Source organism: Streptomyces griseorubiginosus (assembly GCF_017614965.1).
Taxonomy (GTDB): Bacteria; Actinomycetota; Actinomycetes; order Streptomycetales; family Streptomycetaceae; genus Streptomyces; species Streptomyces griseorubiginosus_B.
In genome coordinates this window covers 1-17,614 of sequence record NZ_WVUG01000183.1, presented here as the reverse complement: position 1 = coordinate 17,614, position 17,614 = coordinate 1, and the positions used below count along the sequence as shown (strand labels likewise).

Here is a 17,614-nt window from a genome sequence, read left to right as displayed (position 1 = left end):
GGGGGAGGGGCAGTACGGCCTCGGGATCCGCCGGACGGCCCTGTGCGTCAGCGGCGCACGGGATGCTCGCCGGCCTCCGGCGCCTCCAGCTGCGAGGCGAGTACGGCGGCCTGCACGCGGCGCTGCACGCCGAGCTTGGCCAGCAGCCGGGAGATGTGGTTCTTGACGGTCTTCTCCGACAGGTACAGCCGCTTGCCGATCTCGCGGTTGGTCAGTCCGTCGCCGATCAGCGTCAGGATCTCGCGCTCGCGCGGCGACAGGCTCGCCAGCTCGGGGGAGAGCTCCGGGGCCTCGGCGGGTTCGGTGCGCAGGGTGCGCATCAGCCGGGCTGTGGTCGCGGGGTCCAGCATCGACTGGCCCGAGGCGACCGTGCGGACGGCCGAGACCAGGTCCGAACCGCGGATCTGCTTGAGCACATAGCCCGACGCCCCGGCCATGATCGCGTCCAGCAGCGCGTCCTCGTCGTCGAAGGACGTCAGCATCAGCACCGCCAGCTCCGGCATCCGGCTGCGCAGGTCACGGCAGACGGAGATGCCGTCGCCGTCCGGCAGCCGCACGTCCAGGACGGCCACGTCCGGACGCACCGCGGGCGCGCGCACCAGCGCGTGCTCGACGTTCTCGGCGTCGCCCACCACGGAGATGTCCGGCTCGGCGTCCAGCAGGTCGGCGAGACCGCGCCGGACGACCTCGTGGTCGTCGAGCAGGAAGACGCGGATGGGGTTCTCCGCCGTGAAGGTGCGTGCGTCGGTCATCTCGGCCTCTCGTTCCCCTGGGGGGCGGACTGCAGACCGCCCCTGAGGCGATCATGACGCGCCCGGGCCGGTCGCACCAGGGCCGACCGGCCCTACTGCCGAACCTACGTCGGGCAGGGTCGGAAGGGGAACGAGGGGGCTGCAGGGGATCTCAGCGCGTGGCCGGACGCTTCCGGGACAGCTCCGCGGCCGGGGCGGCCTCGCTCAGGTCGAACCGTACGTCCACCACACCCTCCACGGCCCGCACCTGGCGCGCCGCGACGGGCACCAGGGACCGGTCCCTGACCCGCCCGGCGAGCAGGACCACGCCCTCGTGGACCTCGACCCGCACCGCGGACGCCGGGGCCGGGAAGAGGTAGGCCACGACCTCGCGCCGTACCTCCTCCGCGATGGACTCGTCCTCCCGCAGGAACACCTTCAGCAGGTCGGCCCGGCTGACCACACCCTCCAGCCGCCCGGTGCCGTCCACGACCGGCAGCCGTTTCACCCTGGTCCGGGCCATCGTCCGGGCGGCCTGCGCGAGGGTCGCGCCGGCCTCCACCGTGAGGGCGGGGGCGGTCATCAGCTCCTCGGCGGTGAGCGAACCCGCCTTGGCGAGGTCGGACAGCCGGCGCAGTTGCGTGGAGCGGTCGGGGTCGCTGTCGCGGAACTCCTCCTTGGGCAGCAGGTCCGCCTCGGAGACGATCCCGACGACGTGGCCGTCGTCGTCGACCACGGGCAGCGCGCTGACCCGGTGGTCCTGCATGGTCCGCACGATGTCCTTGAACACCTCCCCGCGGCGGGCGGTGACCACGGAGCGCGTCATCACATCACTGACGATGTGGGGTGTCGCGTGCGGCGTGGTCATCGCATGCTCCCGCTGCCGTAGGGGGCGTACAGGTCCAGCAGGCGGGTACGGGCCGCGCGCAGCCGGTCCGCGACGACCTCGCCCACCCAGCGGGTGACGGTCTCGCCGAACGCCGGGTTCTCCTTGCACAGCTCGCGCACGGCCGCGGCGTCGAACTCGAATGCCCGCACGGGCGTCGCCGCCTCCGCGCCGAGGTGCCAGGTGTGCGGGGTGAACAGCCAGGACCAGCCGACGAGGTCGTTGTGCCCGAGGGACTCGATGACGGCGGCCCGGCGGCCGGGTACATGCATGTCCAGCTCGACCGTGCCGGTACGGATGATCCAGAAGCGGTCGGCGTGGCCGCCCTCGTGGAAGAGGCGGGTGCCCTCGGGGATCGACACCTCCCGGGCCACCCTCATCAGCCTCTCCCGGTGCTCGGCGGGCAGCGCCCGCGGCAGGCTGGTCGTGACGGGACCGTTCATGGCTGGCCTCCCTGGGGACGCGTACGGAACTGCCAGTTCCAGCGTGTGCGCCCGGAATGTCGGGGGCCATGGGCCACCCGGCCCCAGGCCGGGGCCGTCCGGCTATCGCGTGTCGCTCCACTTCCGGTAGGCCGCCACGGCCGTCGGCAGGGTAGGGAAGATCAGGTTCTCGCCGACCGAGGCGACCAGGCCGTAGGCCGCCAGGTCGTCCAGCAGGTCCTGCTTCACCCGGGCCAGGGCGAACACGACGCCCCGCCGCGTCAGTTCGCGGCGCAGTTCGTCCACCGCGTCCAGGGCGGTGATGTCGACCTCGACATTGGCCTCGGTGTTGAGGACGAACCAGCGCACCGGTTCGGTCTGTTCGTCCACGGCGGCCAGCGCACGCCGCCGGAAGTCCTCGGCGTTGGCGAAGAAGAGGGGGGAGTCGTAGCGGTACACGAGCAGGCCCGGAATGGTGCGGGCGGTCGGATAGTCGTCGATGTCGTGCATGCCGGCCACCCCGGGCACCAGGCCCTCGACGGCGTCGTGCGGACGGGCGACCCGGGTGAGCAGCTCGGCCACCGACAGGCCGACGGCGACGATCACCCCATACAGGATGTCCAGCGCGAGCACCCCGGCCAGGCAGCCCAGTGCCAGGAGCAGTTCGCGGCGGCGGAAGGAGGCCAGGCGGCGGAAGCCGGCCAGGTCGATCATGCGGGTGGCCGCGTAGACGACGAGCGCGCCGAGGACCGCCGAGGGGGTGCGGCTGAGCAGGGGGCTCAGGAACAGCAGGACGGCGAGCACCAGGGCTCCGGCCACCAGCGAGTACACCTGGCTGCGGGCGCCCGCCGAGGTGGCGAGCGCGGTACGGCTGGCGCTGCTGCTGACCGGGAAGCCGTGCACGACGCTCGCGCCGAGATTGGCCGCGCCCAGGGCGAGGAACTCCTGGTTGGCGTCCAGGACCGCCTCGTCGTCGTCATGCCCGGTGAAGGCGCGCGCGGTGAGGATGAAGTCGGTGTAGGCGACGAGCAGGACGCCGAGGGCGGGCAGGACCAGGTGCGGCACCTCGCCGAGATCCGGCAGGGCGAGGGAGGGCAGGCCCGCCGGGACATCGCCGATGACCTTGATGCCGTACCGGTCGTCCAGGTCGAGGACGGTCACGGCCACCGTGCCCAGGACCACGGCCAGCAGCGGCCCGGGCAGCGTGGGGAAGAAGTGGGACACCGTGAACAGCAGCGCCAGTATGGCAGTGGAGAACAGCACCGTGGCCAGGTGGACCTGGCCCAAGTGCCGTAGAAACGACCACAGTTGGGCGAAGAAGAGTGAACCCTTGACCGGTACGCCGGTCAGTTTGGTCAGCTGGTCGACCACCATGATCAGGGCCACGCCCGCCAGGTAGCCGATCAGCACCGGGCGGGAGAGCAGATCGGCGACGAAGCCCAGGCGCAGCAGCCGGGCCGCCAGACACAGCAGACCGACGGTCGCGGCGAGGGTCGCGGCCAGCACGGCGTACCGGTGCGCATCGGAGCCCGCCAGCGGGGCGACCACGGTCGCCGTCATCAGGGCCGTCGTCGACTCGGGCCCCACCGACAGCAGCCGGGACGAGCCGAGCAGGGCGTAGAGGGCGAGGGCGGGAAGGATCGCCCACAGCCCGGCGACCGGCGCCAGCCCGGCCACGCCCGCGTACGCCATCACCTGCGGCACCAGATACGCGGCGACCGTGGCTCCGGCCAGCAGATCGCCGCGCAGCCAGGCGCGCCGGTATCCGGCCAGCGCGGCGACACCGGGCAGCAGGCGGCGCCAGGCCGGCGCGGGACGCCCTGTGCTCTGTGACACGGCACTCCTTCCGCAGGGTGCGTACAGGATCTCCCGGCCGCCGCCCCCGTCGTGAACCGACCTGCCGCCGCGGCCCAACAGGCCCGCGGGAAGGGGCCCTTCAGCGATCGCTGAGCATGTCCACCAACCCGTTCGTCGACCACCACCTCGTCTACGCGGTGGTGCTGATCGCCCTGGCGGCCCCGGGCGCGGGCGCGACCTGGGGGCCGAGCCGGGCCTGGGCACGGCTGCCCTTCGTCAGCCGCCGCCCCTGGCTGCAGTAACGGCGGGAGGCCCGGCGAGCCCCGTGACGGGGCCCGCCGCGCCGAGCCGGTTGGGCCGGTCGGTCCCCGTGGGGGAAGAGCGGCCCCTGCAACGGCGAACCGCATGTCACGAGGCTGGAACCAGATCCCCCGATGAGGAGGCAGAACCATGGTCCGCAAGGTTGTCGCAGGTCTGGACGGCTCGGCCGAGAGCCGCGCCGCGGTTGAGTGGGCGGCCCGCGAGGCGGAACTGCGCGGCCTGCCACTGAAGATCGTGCACGCCTGGGAGCCCGTACCCGAGCCGATCGCCCAGGCACCCCTCGTCGGCGGCGAGACCCTTCAGCACTGGAGCGAGAAGATCCCCCGCGAGACCGGAGAAGGCGTCCGACTGCGCCACCCCGGCCTCGACGTCGTCACCGAACAGGTCGTCGGCACGCCCGCGAACGCCCTGACGGACGCGGCGAAGGGCGCCGAACTGCTGGCCCTCGGCTCCCGTGGCCTCAGCGGCGTCGGCGGCTTCGTGATCGGCTCCGTCGGCCTGTCCGTGGTCGCCCACGCCGAACGTCCCGTCGTCCTGGTCCGGGCCGGCGAGCAGGCCGCCGACGAGCACGAGCCCGACCCGACGGGCATCCCGACGGCCGCCACCCGCTACCGCCCCGTCGTCCTGGGCCTCGACGTCACCGGCCCCGACCCCTCGGTGATCGAGTTCGCCTTCGAGGAGGCCGCCCGGCGCGGCACCTCCCTGCGGGTCGTGTACGGCTGGAACCTGCCGCCGTACTACGCCTACGGCCTGGCCGGCGACCCCGAGTTCCACGAGGAGATCGCCGAACAGCAGGTCCGCGCCCTGGCCGCGGTGCTGGTCCCCTGGCGGGCGAAGTACCCGGCCGTCGAGGTGAGCGCCGAAGCCCGCGCGGGCAGCGCCGCCAACCACCTCGTCGACGCCTCCCACGAGGCGTCCCTCGTCGTGGTCGGCCGCCGCATCCGGCGCAGCCCGGTGGGCGCGCACATCGGCCCCGTCACCCACGCCGTCCTGCACCACGCCACCGCCCCCGTCGCCGTCGTCTCGCACGGCTGACCCGTCCCCCTTGAGGAGTTGACCCCATGAAGGCAGCCGTCGTACGAGCATTCGGCGAGCCCCTGGTTGTCGAGGAGCGCCCCGACCCGGAGCCCGGCCCCGGCCAGGTCCGCATCCGCGTCGAGGCCTCCGGGTTGTGCCACACCGACATCCACGCGGCGCACGGCGACTGGCCCGTCAAGCCGAACCCGCCGTTCGTCCCCGGCCACGAGGGCGTCGGCCTCGTCGAGAAGCTCGGCGACGGCGTCACCCACCTCACGGTGGGCCAGCGGGTCGCCGTGCCCTGGCTGGGCAGGGCGTGCGGGCGCTGCGAACACTGCTTGTCCGGCTGGGAGACGCTGTGCGAGCAGCAGATCAACACCGGCTACGGCTGCGACGGCGGGTACGCCGAGAAGATGCTCGCCTGGGCCGACTTCGCCCAGCCGGTGCCCGAGGGCATCACCCCCTTCGAGGCCGCCCCGCTGACCTGCGCCGGCGTCACCACGTACAAGGCGCTGAAGGTCGCCGACGTCAGGCCGGCCCAGCTGGTGGCGATCTCCGGCGTGGGCGGGCTCGGTCACCTCGCCGTGCAGTACGCGAAGATCGCCGGCGCCACCGTCGCCGCGATCGACGTCACCGACGACAAGCTCGAGCTCGCCGCCGAACTCGGCGCCGACCTGGTCATCGACGCCCGCAAGGAGAATGTGGGTGAAGTCCTCACGGCGCACGGCGGAGCCCACGCCGCCATCGCGCTCGCCGTGAACGAGGCCGCCTTCTCGGCCGTCAACTCCGGTCTGCGGCGCGGCGGGAAGCTCGTCATGGTGGCCCTGCCCGCGCACGGCACCGTCCAGGTCCCCATCTTCGACACCGTCCTCAACGGCACCAGCGTGATCGGCTCCATCGTCGGCACCCGGCAGGACCTCGCCGAGGTCTTCCAGCTGCATGCCGCCGGGCGTACGAAGGTCATCCACGAGCCCCGCCCGCTGGCCGCCGTCAACGAGTCCATCGACGCCGTCCTGCGGGGTGAGGTCAAGGCCCGCATCGTCTTCGACCTGGACGCGGGGCGGTGACGACGATGGAACTGCCCCTGGTGGTGGGCGTGGACGGCTCCGAGCCCGGTCTGCGCGCCGTCGACTGGGCCGCCGACGAGGCCGCCCTGCGCGGGGTGGCGCTGCGGGTCGTGTACGCCTCGCTGTGGGAACGGTACGAAGGCGCCTCCCTGGTCGGGGAGTTCGGCCGGGCGGGCGACGAAGGGCTGGCCGAGGCCATCGTCGAGGGCGCCGCCCGACGGGCCCGCGACCGGCACCCGGACCTCAAGGTGAGCGCCGAGGTCGTCCCCGAGGAGCCGGAGTACGTACTGCCGAGGCTGAGCCGCGACGCCACCGCCGTGGTGGTCGGCACCCGCGGCCGCAGCGGACTGGCCGAGGCACTGCTGGGCTCGGTGAGTCTGGCCGTCGCCGCGCATGCGCACAGCCCGGTGATCGTGGTGCGCGGCAGCCACGACAACCAGGCCCGCAGGCCGGTGGGCGGCCGGGTCCTGCTCGGCGTGGGGGACGACGGCGGCGCCGCCCTGCGCTTCGCCGCCGAGGAGGCGCGGCTGCGCGCGGTGCCCCTGGAGGCCGTACGCGCCTGGCGGTGGCCCGCGCACGAGACCACCGACCATCCCCTGCTCGCCGGCGAGCCCGCCCGGCTGCACGAGGAACGGGCCGTCGAGGCGCTGGATGCGGCGCTGCGGGACGCCCCGGCCGACGTCGACGTGCACCGCCGCACCGTCGAGGGGCACGCCCGCCGGGTCCTGACCGACCTCTCGCACCACGCCGACCTCCTGGTCGTCGGGACGAAGCAGCCGCACGGACACCTCGGCCGGGTCGCCCACGCGGTGCTGCACCACTCCGCCTGCCCGGTGGCGGTCGTACCTCAGGACGCGTGAGTCACAGGCTCGCCGCGTGGTCGGGAACGTAGTTCTGCAGATCGCGCGGCGGGCGCACATAGCCGGTCGACGCCGGCCGCTTCGGCAGTTCCAGGACCGGGGGCGGCACGTCGTGGTACGGCAGCGAGCCCAGCAGGTGGGCGATCATGTTCAGCCGGGCCCGGCGCTTGTCGTCGCTCTCCACGACGTACCAGGGCGCCTCGGAGATGTCGGTGTGCACCAGCATCTCGTCCTTCGCCCGGGAGTACGCCTCCCAGTGGGTGATCGACTCCAGGTCCATCGGCGAGAGCTTCCAGCGCCGCAGCGGATCCTCCAGGCGCTTGCGGAACCGCTCCTGCTGCTCGGTGTCGCTCACCGAGAACCAGTACTTGCGCAGCAGGATCCCTTCCTCCACCAGCATCCGCTCGAAGATCGGGCACTGGCGCAGGAAGAGCTGGTACTCCTCCTTCGTACAGAAGCCCATCACATGCTCGACCCCGGCCCGGTTGTACCAGGACCGGTCGAACAGCACGATCTCCCCGGCGGCCGGCAGGTGCTCGACGTACCGCTGGAAGTACCACTGGGTCCGCTCGCGCTCGGTCGGCTTCGGCAGCGCCGCGATGCGCGCCACGCGCGGATTGAGGTGCTCGGCGACCCGCTTGATGGTGCCGCCCTTGCCCGCCGCGTCCCGCCCCTCGAAGATCACGACCAGTCGGGCGCCCTCCGCGCGCACCCACTCCTGGAGCTTGACCAGCTCCGTCTGCAGACGCAGCAGCTCCCGCTCGTACGTCTTGCGCGGCAGAGCCGTCGCCGTCTTCTTGTCGGCCATGCCGTCGCCCCTTCCGTCGTCTGCGTGCGGACGCCGAGGGCCGGCCGGCCCTCGGATCACCGCCGGTCAGCCCAGGGAACCGCGCCCCGATCCGCTGGACGCTCGAAGTGTAAGGAAACCGGAGGAGAACCGCGATGACCGACGACACGACCGGTGCGCACCGAACCGCGCGGCGAGTTGACCAGGAACGTCGCCGCGGGTCGCCACCCGCAGATGGTGCTGCGTCTCGGTCACCCCCGGATCATCTGGTCCACCTCACGCCGCCCGCCGACGGAGGTGCTGAAGCACGCGCCGGTCGCGGTACAGCACTGACCCTCGTCACCCGAAGAACACCTCGAACTCGTCGTACAGCGACGGATCCACCACCTTGATCCGGCCCCGGGTGTCGTCGAGGGGGACGCGGACGATGTCGGTGCCGCGCAGGGCGACCATCGTGCCGAACGCGCCGTCCCTGACCGCGTCGACGGCGTGCAGTCCGAACCGCGTGGCCAGCCACCGGTCGAAGGCGCTCGGAGTGCCGCCGCGCTGGACGTGCCCGAGGACGGTGGTGCGCGCCTCCGTGCCCGTGCGCCCTTCGATCTCCTGCGCCAGCCACTCGCCGATGCCGGACAGCCGCACATGGCCGTACTCGTCCAGCGAGCGGTCCTTGAGGATCATCTGGCCCTCCTTGGGGACGGCTCCCTCGGCGGCGACGACGATCGGGGCGTAATGGATCTTGAAGCGGTTCTTCACCCACGCGCAGACCTGGTCGACGTCGAAGGGCCGCTCCGGGACGAGGATCGCGTTGGCGCCACCCGCGATGCCGGCGTGCAGGGCGATCCAGCCGGAGTGACGGCCCATCACCTCGACCACCAGGGTGCGCATGTGCGACTCGGCGGTGGTGTGCAGCCGGTCGATGGCCTCGGTGGCGATGCCGACGGCGGTGTCGAAGCCGAAGGTGTAGTCGGTGCCGGCCACGTCGTTGTCGATCGTCTTGGGCACGCCGACCAGCCTGACCCCCTGGCGGTTCAGCTCCGTGGCCGCGCCGAGGGTGTCCTCGCCGCCGATCACGATCAGCGCGTCGACCCCGTTCGCGGCCAGGGTGTCCTGGACGCGTCGCAGGCCGTCCTCGTGCTTGAGGGGGTTGGTACGGGAGGAGCCGAGGATGGTTCCGCCGCGCGGCAGGATCCCGCGTACGGCGGCGATGTCGAGCGGCATCACCGTGCCGCGGAGCGCGCCGAGCCAGCCGTCGCGCAGGCCGACGAACTCGAAGCCGTACTCCTGGACGCCCTTGCGGACGACGCTGCGGATCACGGCGTTCAGACCGGGGCAGTCACCGCCGCCGGTCAGCACTCCGATCTTCATGGCTTCCTCCGAGAGCCGGGAGCCAGGTGTCTCCTTCCCCATCATGAGCGCCCCCGCTGCCGGGGGCGACTTCCGTGGCGTCCGCTCGCACCCGGCGGAGACGGGACGGCTGTCGCGCCGGACTCTGTACGACAAGCCTTGAAGCCGTTTATAAGAATCGGCGAGTACGTTGCGAGGACGCGCCGCGCTCGGCAGGCGGCGCGGGGGAAGGGTGCCGGCGGCCCGCCCTCGCCCCTCTCGTCCGCGACCAGCCGCACGGTGCCGGAGGACGACATGTCCGCGACCAAACACCGGTCCACGGTCCTGTCCGTGCTGCCCTTCGCCATGATGGCCGCGGTCGCCCTGCTCGACGTCGCCAGGGGTCCGTCCATGCACTTCCTGCCGCTGGTGTCGCTCGGACCGGCCTTCGCCCCCCTGGTGGGCGGCTGGAGACGCACCGCCTGCATCGGCGCGATCGCCCTGCTGCTGTGCCTCACCCTGGCCTGGTACGACAACCTGACCGACGTGCGCCGCGCCTCCATGACCCTTGCCTCCGTCCTGGGCGTCACCGTCGCGGGACTCGTGGCGGTGTCCATGCGCCGCCAACGCGAGGCGGAGCTGGACAACGTCCGCTCGATCGCCGAAGCGGCCCAGCGGGTGCTGCTCAAGCCGGTGCCGAGGCTGGCCGGACGGCTGCGGGCGGCCGTCTCCTACACCTCCGCCGTGGCGGAGGCCCGCATCGGCGGCGACCTGTACGAGGTCGTCGCCGCGCCGGAGGGCGTCCGGGTCATCGTGGGGGACGTCCAGGGCAAGGGGCTGGAGGCGGTGGAGACCGCGGCCGTGGTCCTGGGGGCCTTCCGCGAGGCGGCGCTGGACGAGGCGGACCTGGAGCAGGTCGGGCACCGGCTCGAGCGGTCGGTGGCCCGGCAACTGGACGGCGAGAAGTTCGTGACCGCCATCCTCGCCGAGGTGAGCGACCATCAGGTCACCTTCCTCAACTTCGGCCATCCCGCCCCCATGGTGATCCGCGCCGACGGCACCACGGACTTACCTCAGCCCCGTGCCTACGCGCTGCCGCTCGGCCTCGGCGAACACGGGGGTGCCAAGCCGGAGCCGTTCGTCACCGACTTCCTCCCCGGCGACCAACTGCTGCTCTACACCGACGGCATCATCGAGGCCCGCGACGCCGACCACCGCTTCTACCCGCTCACCGAACGCGCCCACCTCCTCAAGGAACCGGATCCCGAGGCCGCGCTGGAAACCCTGCGCCAGGACCTGCTCCACCATGTCAACGGCCCGCTCCAGGACGACGCCGCGATGCTCCTTCTGCGCTACCGGTGACGCTCGCTCGAAGATCGCCCCATGTGGTGACAGGTTCTGGTCAAGGATGTCCCAAGCGTGGGGCATTGCCTCGCGCTCGGTGATCAGGTCTCTCCGACGGCTTCCGATGCCCGTGTGGGAGGACCTGGTGCCAGCACCGACCCGTAGAAGACGGTGGCTCACGATCTGTGCCATCACCGCATCCGCCGGCCTCGTCGCGATACCCGCGAGCGGCGCGCCCGGCGGGAACAGCAGCCCCTTCGGGGTCCGTGCGCTCAAGCAACTGGCCGCCGAACGTGGTCGGTCGGCGGGTGTCATGAGTCCGAAGGCGGAGGACGGCGACCCCGACGGCGGCAACGAGGCCGACGAGATCGCCGAGGGGGCCGACCAGTACGCCGAGGCCCGCACCTCGCCCGGCATCGTCGCACCCGGCGCGTACGGCGCCGCCTGGAGCAGCCTGTCCAAGCTGCCCGCAACCGGCGGCAGTTGGCGTGACATCACCGCCCTGCCCTACAACTCCGACGACTCCCGCTACCGGGACATCGACTCCAACTCCAGCGGCGGCTCGGGCAATGTCACCGGCCGTATGGCCGCGATCGCGGCCGACGACGACGGATACGTGTACGCGGGCAGCGCAGGCGGCGGTGTGTGGCGCTCGAAGCGGGGCGGCGGGCACTGGAAGCCCATCAGCGACAAGCTGCCCTCGCAGTCGACCGGCGCGCTCGCGCTGGACGGGGCCGGCCGGCTGTGGCTGGGCACCGGCGAGGCGAACACCAACGCGGACGCCTACCTCGGCAGCGGCGTGTACGTGCTGTCCGACCCGCACCACGGCAGCTTCTCCACCCGCAGCCGGGTCGGCGGTGACGAACTGGAGTCCACCACCGTCCGCCAACTCCGTTTCGGCGGGGGCAAGGTGTGGGCGGCGACCAGCGAGGGCGTGTGGAGCCACTCCACCAAGACGCTGAAGGGCGCCTGGAAGCTGGAGTTCGCGCCCAACCCCGACTATCTGCCGGGCGGTTCGAAGGCGAACGACGACTCGGCCGCGTACAAGAACATCACCAACGACATCGCCATCGACCCGAAGAACCCCTCCAAGGTGATCCTGGCCGTCGGCTGGCGCAGCGGCGACGACTACAACGGCTTCTACACCAAGAACGCCAAGGGCGCCTGGACGCGGATCACCAGCGGCTTCGGCGACCTGCCGACCGACGCGGACAACGTCGGCACGGTCACCTTCGCCCGCGCCGCCCACGGCTCGCGCTACTACGCCATCGACGAGTCGCCGGAGCAGATGGCGTCCAACCCGGACAGCGGCCTCATGGGTATCTACAGCGCCGCCTCGCCGTTCGGGCCGTGGAAGAAGGTCGCCGACTACAAGCAGCTGGCCGCCGACGGTTCGGCGCTGACCTCCAGCGGCTACATGCCGGGCGTGCAGGCCTGGTACAACCAGTTCCTGACCGTCGACCCGGCGAACCCGAAGCACGTGTACGCGGGTCTGGAGGAGGTCTACGAGTCCAAGGACGGCGGCACCACCTGGTCGACCGTCGGCCCGTACTGGAACTTCGGCTTCTCCTGCTGGAGCATCGACCCGGCCAAGCAGACCGGTGACTGCAACCAGACCACCCACTCCGACCAGCACGGCGTCGCCATCGGCCGCTACCACGGCAAGAGCTTCGTGTACGTCGGCAACGACGGCGGTGTCTACAAGCGGCCCGTGGGCGGCTCGCAGGACGCCTCCGGTCACGCCACCGACTGGACCTCCCTCAACGACGGCACCATCGACACCCTGCAGTACTACTCGGTCGGCGTCGGCAAGGACCTCGACCACGGCGGAGTCTCCGTCACCGGCGGTCTGCAGGACAACGGCCAGTCCGTGCTGCGCAGCAACGACACCGTGATGGGCTCGAACTTCGGTGGCGACGGCGGCGACACGCTCACCGACCCCGCCAATGGCTGCGACATCGCCGAGGAGTACGTCTACCTGTCCGTCCAGGTGACCCAGAACTGCGCCGTCAACGACGGCAGTTGGGTGACCGACGCGAGCAAGGCGACGTCGTACAACGTCGCCCCGGCCGACAACGCCACCAGCGAGGCCCGCTTCATCGCCCCGCTCGCCGCGGACGCCAAGGACAGCGACACCTGGATCGCGGGCGGCCGGCACATCTGGGTGCAGACCCACGGCTACGCCATCCGCAGCGGCTCCGAGTGGAAGAGCGTGTACGACCTCGGCGCCGGACGCACCGCGACCGCCGTCGCCGCCTCCGGCGGCAAGGTGTACGCGGCCTGGTGCGGCCCCTGCAACAACCAGGGCTTCGCACGCGGCATCTCCGTCGGCAACGCGGACGGCACCGGCTGGCACGACATCACCCTGCCGGTGAGCGGTACGGTCCCCAACCGCTACCTCAGCGGCTTCGCGATCGACCCGAAGAACGCCGACCACGTCTTCCTCGCCGTCAACGGCTTCTCCCGGCACTGGACCGAGGGCCCCGGCGCCGGCGTCGGCCACGTCTTCGAGTCCACCGACGGCGGCACCACCTGGAAGGACGTCTCCGCCAACCTCCCCGACGTGCCGACCAACTCGGCGATCGTCCTGCCGGGCGGCGGCCTGGCCGTCGCCACCGACCTGGGCGTCGTCTACCGTGCCCCGGGCCACACCAAGTGGCAGCGCGTCGGCTCGCTGCCGGCCGTCGCCGTGCTCCAGCTGAAGCTGAGCCCTGACGGCCGCACCCTGTACGCGGCCACGCACGGCCGCGGCATCCGCACCATCAAGGTCCGCGACTGCGACTGACGTCGTCGGACAGCGGCACAGGGCGGTGATCCCGGCTGACGGGGTCACCGCCCTGATGGGCCGCGATCGCAGCTCAGGCCGACAGCATCCCGCGGCCCAGCCAGTCGGCGGAGTCGCGGGCGCCGGGCAGGGCGAAGAAGTAGCCGCCGCCGGTGGGGGAGATGTAGTCGACGAGGGGTTCGTCGATGAGGCGGGTCTGGGTCGCCTCGAACTGGCGCTTCACGTCCTGCTGGTAGCAGCAGAACACCAGGCCCATGTCGAGGTTGCCGACGTCGTCGATCCCCCGGTCGTAGTTGTAGCCGCGGCGCAGGATACGGGTGTTGTCGGTCTCGGCGGTGCGCGGGTTGGCCAGCCGGATGTGCGCGTCCAGGGGGATCGCGGTGCCGTGCGGGTCCTTGGCGTAGTTGGGGATGTCCGTCTCCACGGCGCCGTCGAGCGGGGCGCCGGTGTCCTTGCGGCGGCCGAACATCTTCTCCTGCTCGGTGAGCGAGACCCGGTCCCAGAACTCCACCAGCATGCGGATGATCCGGATCACCTGGTAGCTGCCGCCCTTCGCCCAGGCGGGTTCGCCGTCACCGTCCCCGACCCAGATCAGCCGGCTGGTCTCGCGGGCCGAGGTGACGTCGGGGTTGGCGATGCCGTCCTTGAAGCCGAGCAGGTTGCGCTGCGCCCCGGTGGGCCGCGGTGTGTTCTGGAAGCCGTCGATGCGCCACTTGATCTGCATGGCGCCACGGGTGTGCTTGGCTATGTCGCGCAGCGCGTGCAGGACGGTGTCCTGGCGGTCGGCGCAGATCTGCAGGGACAGATCGCCGTGGCACTCGGCCGGCTTGAGATTGTCGTTGGGGAAGGTCCGCATCGCCGTCAGCCGGCTCGGCCGGGCCTTGGCGAGACCGTACCGGTCGTCGAAGAGGGAGGCGCCGACGCCGACGGTGACGGTGAGCCCGTCGGCAGGCACGGTCGGGCCGAGGATGCCGTTGTCGGAGGGCGGGGCGCCCACGCCGAGATCGGCGGGGGTTCCGCCGGAGGTGAGGAAGCGGGCGCGGGCGGTGATCGTCCTGAGCAGCTCCGCCAGTTCGGTCCGGTTGCCGGCGATGACGTCGAAGGATACGAAGGTGGCGGCCGCGGGGGCGGGCGTGACGATGCCGGCCTGGTGGACCCCGTGGAAGGGGACCTTGGCGGTGGCGCCGGGCGTCTGCGTGGCGGCCTGGGCTGTGCCGCCGCCGCTCTGCGCGAGCGCGAGACCGCCGCCCGCCAGGACCGCCGAGGCGGCTCCGGCCCCCAGGGCCGTCTTCACGAAGGAGCGGCGGCCGGCACCTGCGGGGCAGCCGCCCTGCGGGACGGGGGATGTGGCGGACGGCATGGGGGCGTTCCCTTCACTGCGTTCGGGCTCGTGCTGTGCGTGGTTCATCAGGCGGACTTCCGGATCTCCAGCAGGTCGGGGACCGGGGAGAGGTCCTCCAGGAGCTGGCCGGTGGCTCCGTCGAGACGGGCGCGGGTGGTCCGGTCGAGCCGCTCGACGGGGGTCCAGGAGGTGCCGTGACGGGCGGCGTCGAGAAGTGCCTGAAGCCGTGCGATGTCCGCGTCGACCGTCGGCAGCAGGTGCGGGGAGCGGGTGGTCAGCAACGGCCGGAGCACGGTGAGCAGTTCGCGGGTGCCCGCGAGGTTGGCGTCGGCGGTGGCGAGGCTGGTGCCGCTGCCCTCGTCGGTGTCGCCGGTCAGCTCGAACTGCAGGGTGTTCTCGAGGATCTCGTGGGCGCGCAGCGGCAGGTCGCCCGGGTCGAAGTCCTGGTGCGGGAACGCCTTGCGCAACCCGGCCGCGTCGACGGCCAGTTGCTCGGCGGGACCGGTGAGCGACGTCGCCGGTTCGCCGTGCCACAGGCCGTACTCGACGCGCAGGAAACCGGTGAAGTCCTTGTCGTGGACGCCGCCCGGCAGCCCGTCGGCCCGGCCGTCGATCCTCTGGTCGAAGTCCTCGAAGGTGCCGTAGGCGGCGCCGAGCGAGGCGTAGGTGCGATGCGCGGTGAGCCAGTCGGTGCGGGCCTTGCCGAGACGGCCGCCCTTGACGTCGGCCGCGAGCGCGCGGGTCTGGGTGACGAGCGTGGCGAGGCCCTGGTCGACGTACGCCTTGTACCGGGCGAGCGGGCCGGCGAGGTCCTGCGCGGAAACCGGTACGACCGCCTTCGCCGATCCCGAGCCGGTGACGCGGACGGCCCTGGAGGTGACCGCGGCGCCGCCGGTCGGGACACAGCGCCAGGCGTACGTGCCGCCGCCCACCGTGGCGACCAGCGCGCGGGTCGTGCCCGGGGCCAGGCCCTCGATCTCGCCGTAGACCGCGTTGGTGGCCGGATCGACCAGGTACACCTCGGAGGTCTTGTCACCGGTGTTGTGCATCTGGAAGGTCTGCCGGCCGGGCCTGGGCGCCGAGAACCCCTTGCCGCACTCCTTCTCGGAGACGGCCACGGTCTGTGCCGCGGCGGGCTTGGGGCGGCCGAGGGCGACGGCGAGGCCCGCGATCACGGCCGGCACGGTGACGACGGCGACCGGCACCACCCAGCCGGGGCGGTGGCGGACGGGCCGTGGGGCGTCCTGGGGCGGGGCGGTCTTCTCACGGGCCTCGCGGGTCTCACGGGTCTCCCGGTCCGGCTTCGGTTCGGTCGCCCGCACACCGCGCACGAACAGCGTCATGACGACGGCGAGGTAGCCGCCGTACCCGAGCACCTGGAGCCAGGTCATGGCCGGCGTCAGGTTGAACACGCCCTGCACGAGGGTGCCGTACCAGGAACCCGCGTCGACGCTGCCGCTCAGGTCGAAGGCGAGGGCGGTCTTCCCCGGCAGGACGCCACCCTCCTGCAGATCGCGCAGGCCGTAGCCGAGGACGCCGGCCGCGATGACGATCAGCACGGCGCCGGTGGCGGTGAAGAACCTGGTCAGGTTGATCTTCAGCACCCGCCGGTACAGGCCCCAGCACAGGCCGGCGGCCAGGACGAGGCCGATCGCGGCGCCGGTCAGCGGGCCGGCCGACTCGCCGGCGGCCTGGGCTGTGGTCCACAGGAACAGGGCCGTCTCCAGGCCCTCCCGGCCCACGGCGAGGAACGAGGTGACGATGAGGACTCCCGCGCCCATGCCGAGCGCCCCCGTCACCTTCTCCTTGATCTCGCCGGACAGGCTGCGGGCCGAGCGGCGCATCCAGAACACCATCGCGGTGACGAATGCGACCGCGATCACGCTGAGGGTGCCGCCGAAGGCTTCCTGCGCGGTCGCCGACAGGGACGCGGCGGTGAAGGTGAGGACCGCGCCGAAGCTCATCGCGAGCGCGATCGCCGCGAGCACGCCCGTCCACACCTGCGGCAGCCGGGAGCGGGCGTCGGCCCGGACCAGGGTCGCGACCAGGATGGAGACGATGAGTCCGGCTTCCAGTCCTTCCCGAAACCCGATCAGGAAGCTCGGAAACGCGTCATCCCACATGCGGCTCTCCCTGGCCCGCCTCCGCCACCGATCAGGTTCATTAGCGTAGGCATACCTAACTAGACGCGGACCATCATGACCACAGCTGTGCAGTCAAAAGGTCATGAGGAAGCAATTCCGGGGCAAAACCCTGGACCGCATATTCCCTCGGGAGCGAACCCTGTTCGCACATGATGTGGGCATGAAGATTCCCGACCGACGGATCGAACTGTTCACCGGCACCGGCAGCGAGGACCGGTTCAGCGGCCCGGCGACCGGTGACGAGCAGGCCATGATCGTGGCGATGCTCGACGCCCAGCGCGCCACGCTGAAACTCAAGTGTTCAGGTCTGGGGCCCGAGTTGGCGCTGCGCTCCGTGTCACCGTCCTCGCTCTCCCTGCTCGGCCTGGTACGGCACCTCGCCGATGTGGAACGCCGTTGGTTCCGGGCCGTACTCGCCGGCGACGACGTCGAGCTGCGGTTCTCGTCGGCGGCCGTCCCGGAGGGTGACTTCGACGGCGCCGACCCCGGGGCCGTCGAGGAGTCCTGGGCGGCCTGGCACGACGAAGTCGCCTTCGCGGAGGCGTTCGTCGCCGCGGCACCGCATCTCGACGTCGAGGGCCACGACGCCTGGCGCGGCACGGTCTCCCTGCGCTGGGTGCTCCTGCACATGATCGAGGAGTACGCGCGGCACAACGGACACGCCGACCTGATCCGCGAACGGATCGACGGAGCGGTCGGGGTGTGAGGGTCCCCGGGAGCACCTCGGCGGGCGGGACCGCTCAGCCGTACACCTCGCTCACGTTCGGGCGGGGCGCGGGGCGGTGACG

The 17,614-nt window shown here is 71.9% G+C and carries 16 protein-coding genes; 8 read left to right on the top strand and 8 right to left on the bottom strand.

What is annotated here, in order from left to right:
* Nucleotides 1-47 precede the first annotated feature (47 nt).
* From GRC12_RS28545 to sulP, 4 genes are all read right to left on the bottom strand, one after another.
* Entirely contained in the window at nucleotides 48-752 is a 705-nt protein-coding gene (locus tag GRC12_RS28545) for a response regulator (RefSeq protein WP_208782247.1), read from the bottom strand.
* A gap of 151 nt (nucleotides 753-903) precedes the next feature.
* Nucleotides 904-1,599, bottom strand: coding sequence for a CBS domain-containing protein (locus GRC12_RS28540; RefSeq protein ID WP_208782246.1), 696 nt, complete (start codon nucleotides 1,597-1,599; stop codon nucleotides 904-906).
* Nucleotides 1,596-2,060, bottom strand: a complete 465-nt coding sequence (locus GRC12_RS28535; RefSeq protein ID WP_208782245.1) for a cyclic nucleotide-binding domain-containing protein — start codon at nucleotides 2,058-2,060, stop codon at nucleotides 1,596-1,598. Before GRC12_RS28535 ends, GRC12_RS28540 begins: the two co-directional genes overlap by 4 nt.
* A gap of 102 nt (nucleotides 2,061-2,162) precedes the next feature.
* Nucleotides 2,163-3,875, bottom strand: a complete 1,713-nt coding sequence (gene sulP, locus GRC12_RS28530; RefSeq protein ID WP_208782244.1) for a sulfate permease — start codon at nucleotides 3,873-3,875, stop codon at nucleotides 2,163-2,165.
* 116 nt (nucleotides 3,876-3,991) lie between these two features.
* On the opposite strand from sulP, the gene GRC12_RS28525 reads away from it, so the two are divergent.
* The 4 genes from GRC12_RS28525 (at nucleotide 3,992) to GRC12_RS28510 (ending at nucleotide 7,101) form a co-directional block, all read left to right on the top strand.
* The gene (locus tag GRC12_RS28525) at nucleotides 3,992-4,138 is read left to right on the top strand and encodes a hypothetical protein (RefSeq protein WP_208782248.1); all 147 of its coding nucleotides are present in this window, start codon (nucleotides 3,992-3,994) and stop codon (nucleotides 4,136-4,138) included.
* A gap of 148 nt (nucleotides 4,139-4,286) precedes the next feature.
* Nucleotides 4,287-5,192, top strand: a complete 906-nt coding sequence (locus GRC12_RS28520; RefSeq protein WP_208782243.1) for a universal stress protein — start codon at nucleotides 4,287-4,289, stop codon at nucleotides 5,190-5,192.
* A 26-nt stretch (nucleotides 5,193-5,218) separates the two neighbouring features.
* On the top strand, nucleotides 5,219-6,241 hold the full coding sequence (locus GRC12_RS28515) for a zinc-dependent alcohol dehydrogenase (protein WP_208782242.1): 1,023 nt from the start codon (nucleotides 5,219-5,221) through the stop codon (nucleotides 6,239-6,241).
* Nucleotides 6,242-6,246: 5 nt separating this feature from the next.
* Nucleotides 6,247-7,101, top strand: coding sequence for a universal stress protein (locus GRC12_RS28510; RefSeq protein WP_208782241.1), 855 nt, complete (start codon nucleotides 6,247-6,249; stop codon nucleotides 7,099-7,101).
* 1 nt (nucleotide 7,102) lies between these two features.
* Here GRC12_RS28510 and ppk2 read toward each other — a convergent pair whose 3' ends face one another.
* Nucleotides 7,103-7,909 carry a polyphosphate kinase 2 gene (gene ppk2, locus GRC12_RS28505; protein WP_208782240.1) on the bottom strand — a complete coding sequence of 269 codons (807 nt, stop codon included), beginning with the start codon at nucleotides 7,907-7,909 and terminating at the stop codon, nucleotides 7,103-7,105.
* Between the two features lie 153 nt (nucleotides 7,910-8,062).
* Between ppk2 and GRC12_RS28500 the strand changes: the two genes are divergently transcribed.
* Nucleotides 8,063-8,221 carry a hypothetical protein gene (locus GRC12_RS28500; protein WP_208782239.1) on the top strand — a complete coding sequence of 53 codons (159 nt, stop codon included), beginning with the start codon at nucleotides 8,063-8,065 and terminating at the stop codon, nucleotides 8,219-8,221.
* A gap of 6 nt (nucleotides 8,222-8,227) precedes the next feature.
* Here the strand turns inward: GRC12_RS28500 and GRC12_RS28495 are convergent, their stop codons facing one another.
* Nucleotides 8,228-9,253: a 6-phosphofructokinase gene (locus tag GRC12_RS28495; RefSeq protein WP_208782238.1), complete on the bottom strand. Its 1,026-nt coding sequence runs from the start codon at nucleotides 9,251-9,253 to the stop codon at nucleotides 8,228-8,230.
* A 273-nt stretch (nucleotides 9,254-9,526) separates the two neighbouring features.
* Between GRC12_RS28495 and GRC12_RS28490 the strand changes: the two genes are divergently transcribed.
* Nucleotides 9,527-10,573 carry a PP2C family protein-serine/threonine phosphatase gene (locus GRC12_RS28490; RefSeq protein WP_208782237.1) on the top strand — a complete coding sequence of 349 codons (1,047 nt, stop codon included), beginning with the start codon at nucleotides 9,527-9,529 and terminating at the stop codon, nucleotides 10,571-10,573.
* A gap of 127 nt (nucleotides 10,574-10,700) precedes the next feature.
* Entirely contained in the window at nucleotides 10,701-13,340 is a 2,640-nt protein-coding gene (locus GRC12_RS28485) for a glycosyl hydrolase (RefSeq protein ID WP_208782236.1), read from the top strand.
* Between the two features lie 73 nt (nucleotides 13,341-13,413).
* Here the strand turns inward: GRC12_RS28485 and efeB are convergent, their stop codons facing one another.
* Both efeB and efeU read right to left on the bottom strand, forming a co-directional pair.
* Nucleotides 13,414-14,700 (bottom strand): iron uptake transporter deferrochelatase/peroxidase subunit, encoded by a 1,287-nt coding sequence (gene efeB / locus GRC12_RS28480; protein ID WP_208782235.1) that lies wholly within the window; start codon nucleotides 14,698-14,700, stop codon nucleotides 13,414-13,416.
* A gap of 47 nt (nucleotides 14,701-14,747) precedes the next feature.
* Entirely contained in the window at nucleotides 14,748-16,805 is a 2,058-nt protein-coding gene (efeU, locus tag GRC12_RS28475) for an iron uptake transporter permease EfeU (RefSeq protein ID WP_208782234.1), read from the bottom strand.
* 181 nt (nucleotides 16,806-16,986) lie between these two features.
* Between efeU and GRC12_RS28470 the strand changes: the two genes are divergently transcribed.
* Nucleotides 16,987-17,532, top strand: coding sequence for a DinB family protein (locus GRC12_RS28470; RefSeq protein ID WP_208782233.1), 546 nt, complete (start codon nucleotides 16,987-16,989; stop codon nucleotides 17,530-17,532).
* Nucleotides 17,533-17,614: the final 82 nt, after the last annotated feature.

Bases quoted from the DNA above. Each gene is read 5' to 3' on its own strand.
- GRC12_RS28545 (WP_208782247.1), bottom strand. From the start codon at position 752: ATGACCGACGCACGCACCTTCACGGCGGAGAACCCCATCCGCGTCTTC.
- GRC12_RS28540 (WP_208782246.1), bottom strand. From the start codon at position 1,599: ATGACCACGCCGCACGCGACACCCCACATCGTCAGTGATGTGATGACG.
- GRC12_RS28535 (WP_208782245.1), bottom strand. From the start codon at position 2,060: ATGAACGGTCCCGTCACGACCAGCCTGCCGCGGGCGCTGCCCGCCGAG.
- GRC12_RS28525 (WP_208782248.1), top strand. From the start codon at position 3,992: ATGTCCACCAACCCGTTCGTCGACCACCACCTCGTCTACGCGGTGGTG.
- GRC12_RS28520 (WP_208782243.1), top strand. From the start codon at position 4,287: ATGGTCCGCAAGGTTGTCGCAGGTCTGGACGGCTCGGCCGAGAGCCGC.
- GRC12_RS28515 (WP_208782242.1), top strand. From the start codon at position 5,219: ATGAAGGCAGCCGTCGTACGAGCATTCGGCGAGCCCCTGGTTGTCGAG.
- GRC12_RS28510 (WP_208782241.1), top strand. From the start codon at position 6,247: ATGGAACTGCCCCTGGTGGTGGGCGTGGACGGCTCCGAGCCCGGTCTG.
- ppk2 (WP_208782240.1), bottom strand. From the start codon at position 7,909: ATGGCCGACAAGAAGACGGCGACGGCTCTGCCGCGCAAGACGTACGAG.
- GRC12_RS28495 (WP_208782238.1), bottom strand. From the start codon at position 9,253: ATGAAGATCGGAGTGCTGACCGGCGGCGGTGACTGCCCCGGTCTGAAC.
- GRC12_RS28490 (WP_208782237.1), top strand. From the start codon at position 9,527: ATGTCCGCGACCAAACACCGGTCCACGGTCCTGTCCGTGCTGCCCTTC.
- efeB (WP_208782235.1), bottom strand. From the start codon at position 14,700: ATGCCGTCCGCCACATCCCCCGTCCCGCAGGGCGGCTGCCCCGCAGGT.
- efeU (WP_208782234.1), bottom strand. From the start codon at position 16,805: ATGTGGGATGACGCGTTTCCGAGCTTCCTGATCGGGTTTCGGGAAGGA.
- GRC12_RS28470 (WP_208782233.1), top strand. From the start codon at position 16,987: ATGAAGATTCCCGACCGACGGATCGAACTGTTCACCGGCACCGGCAGC.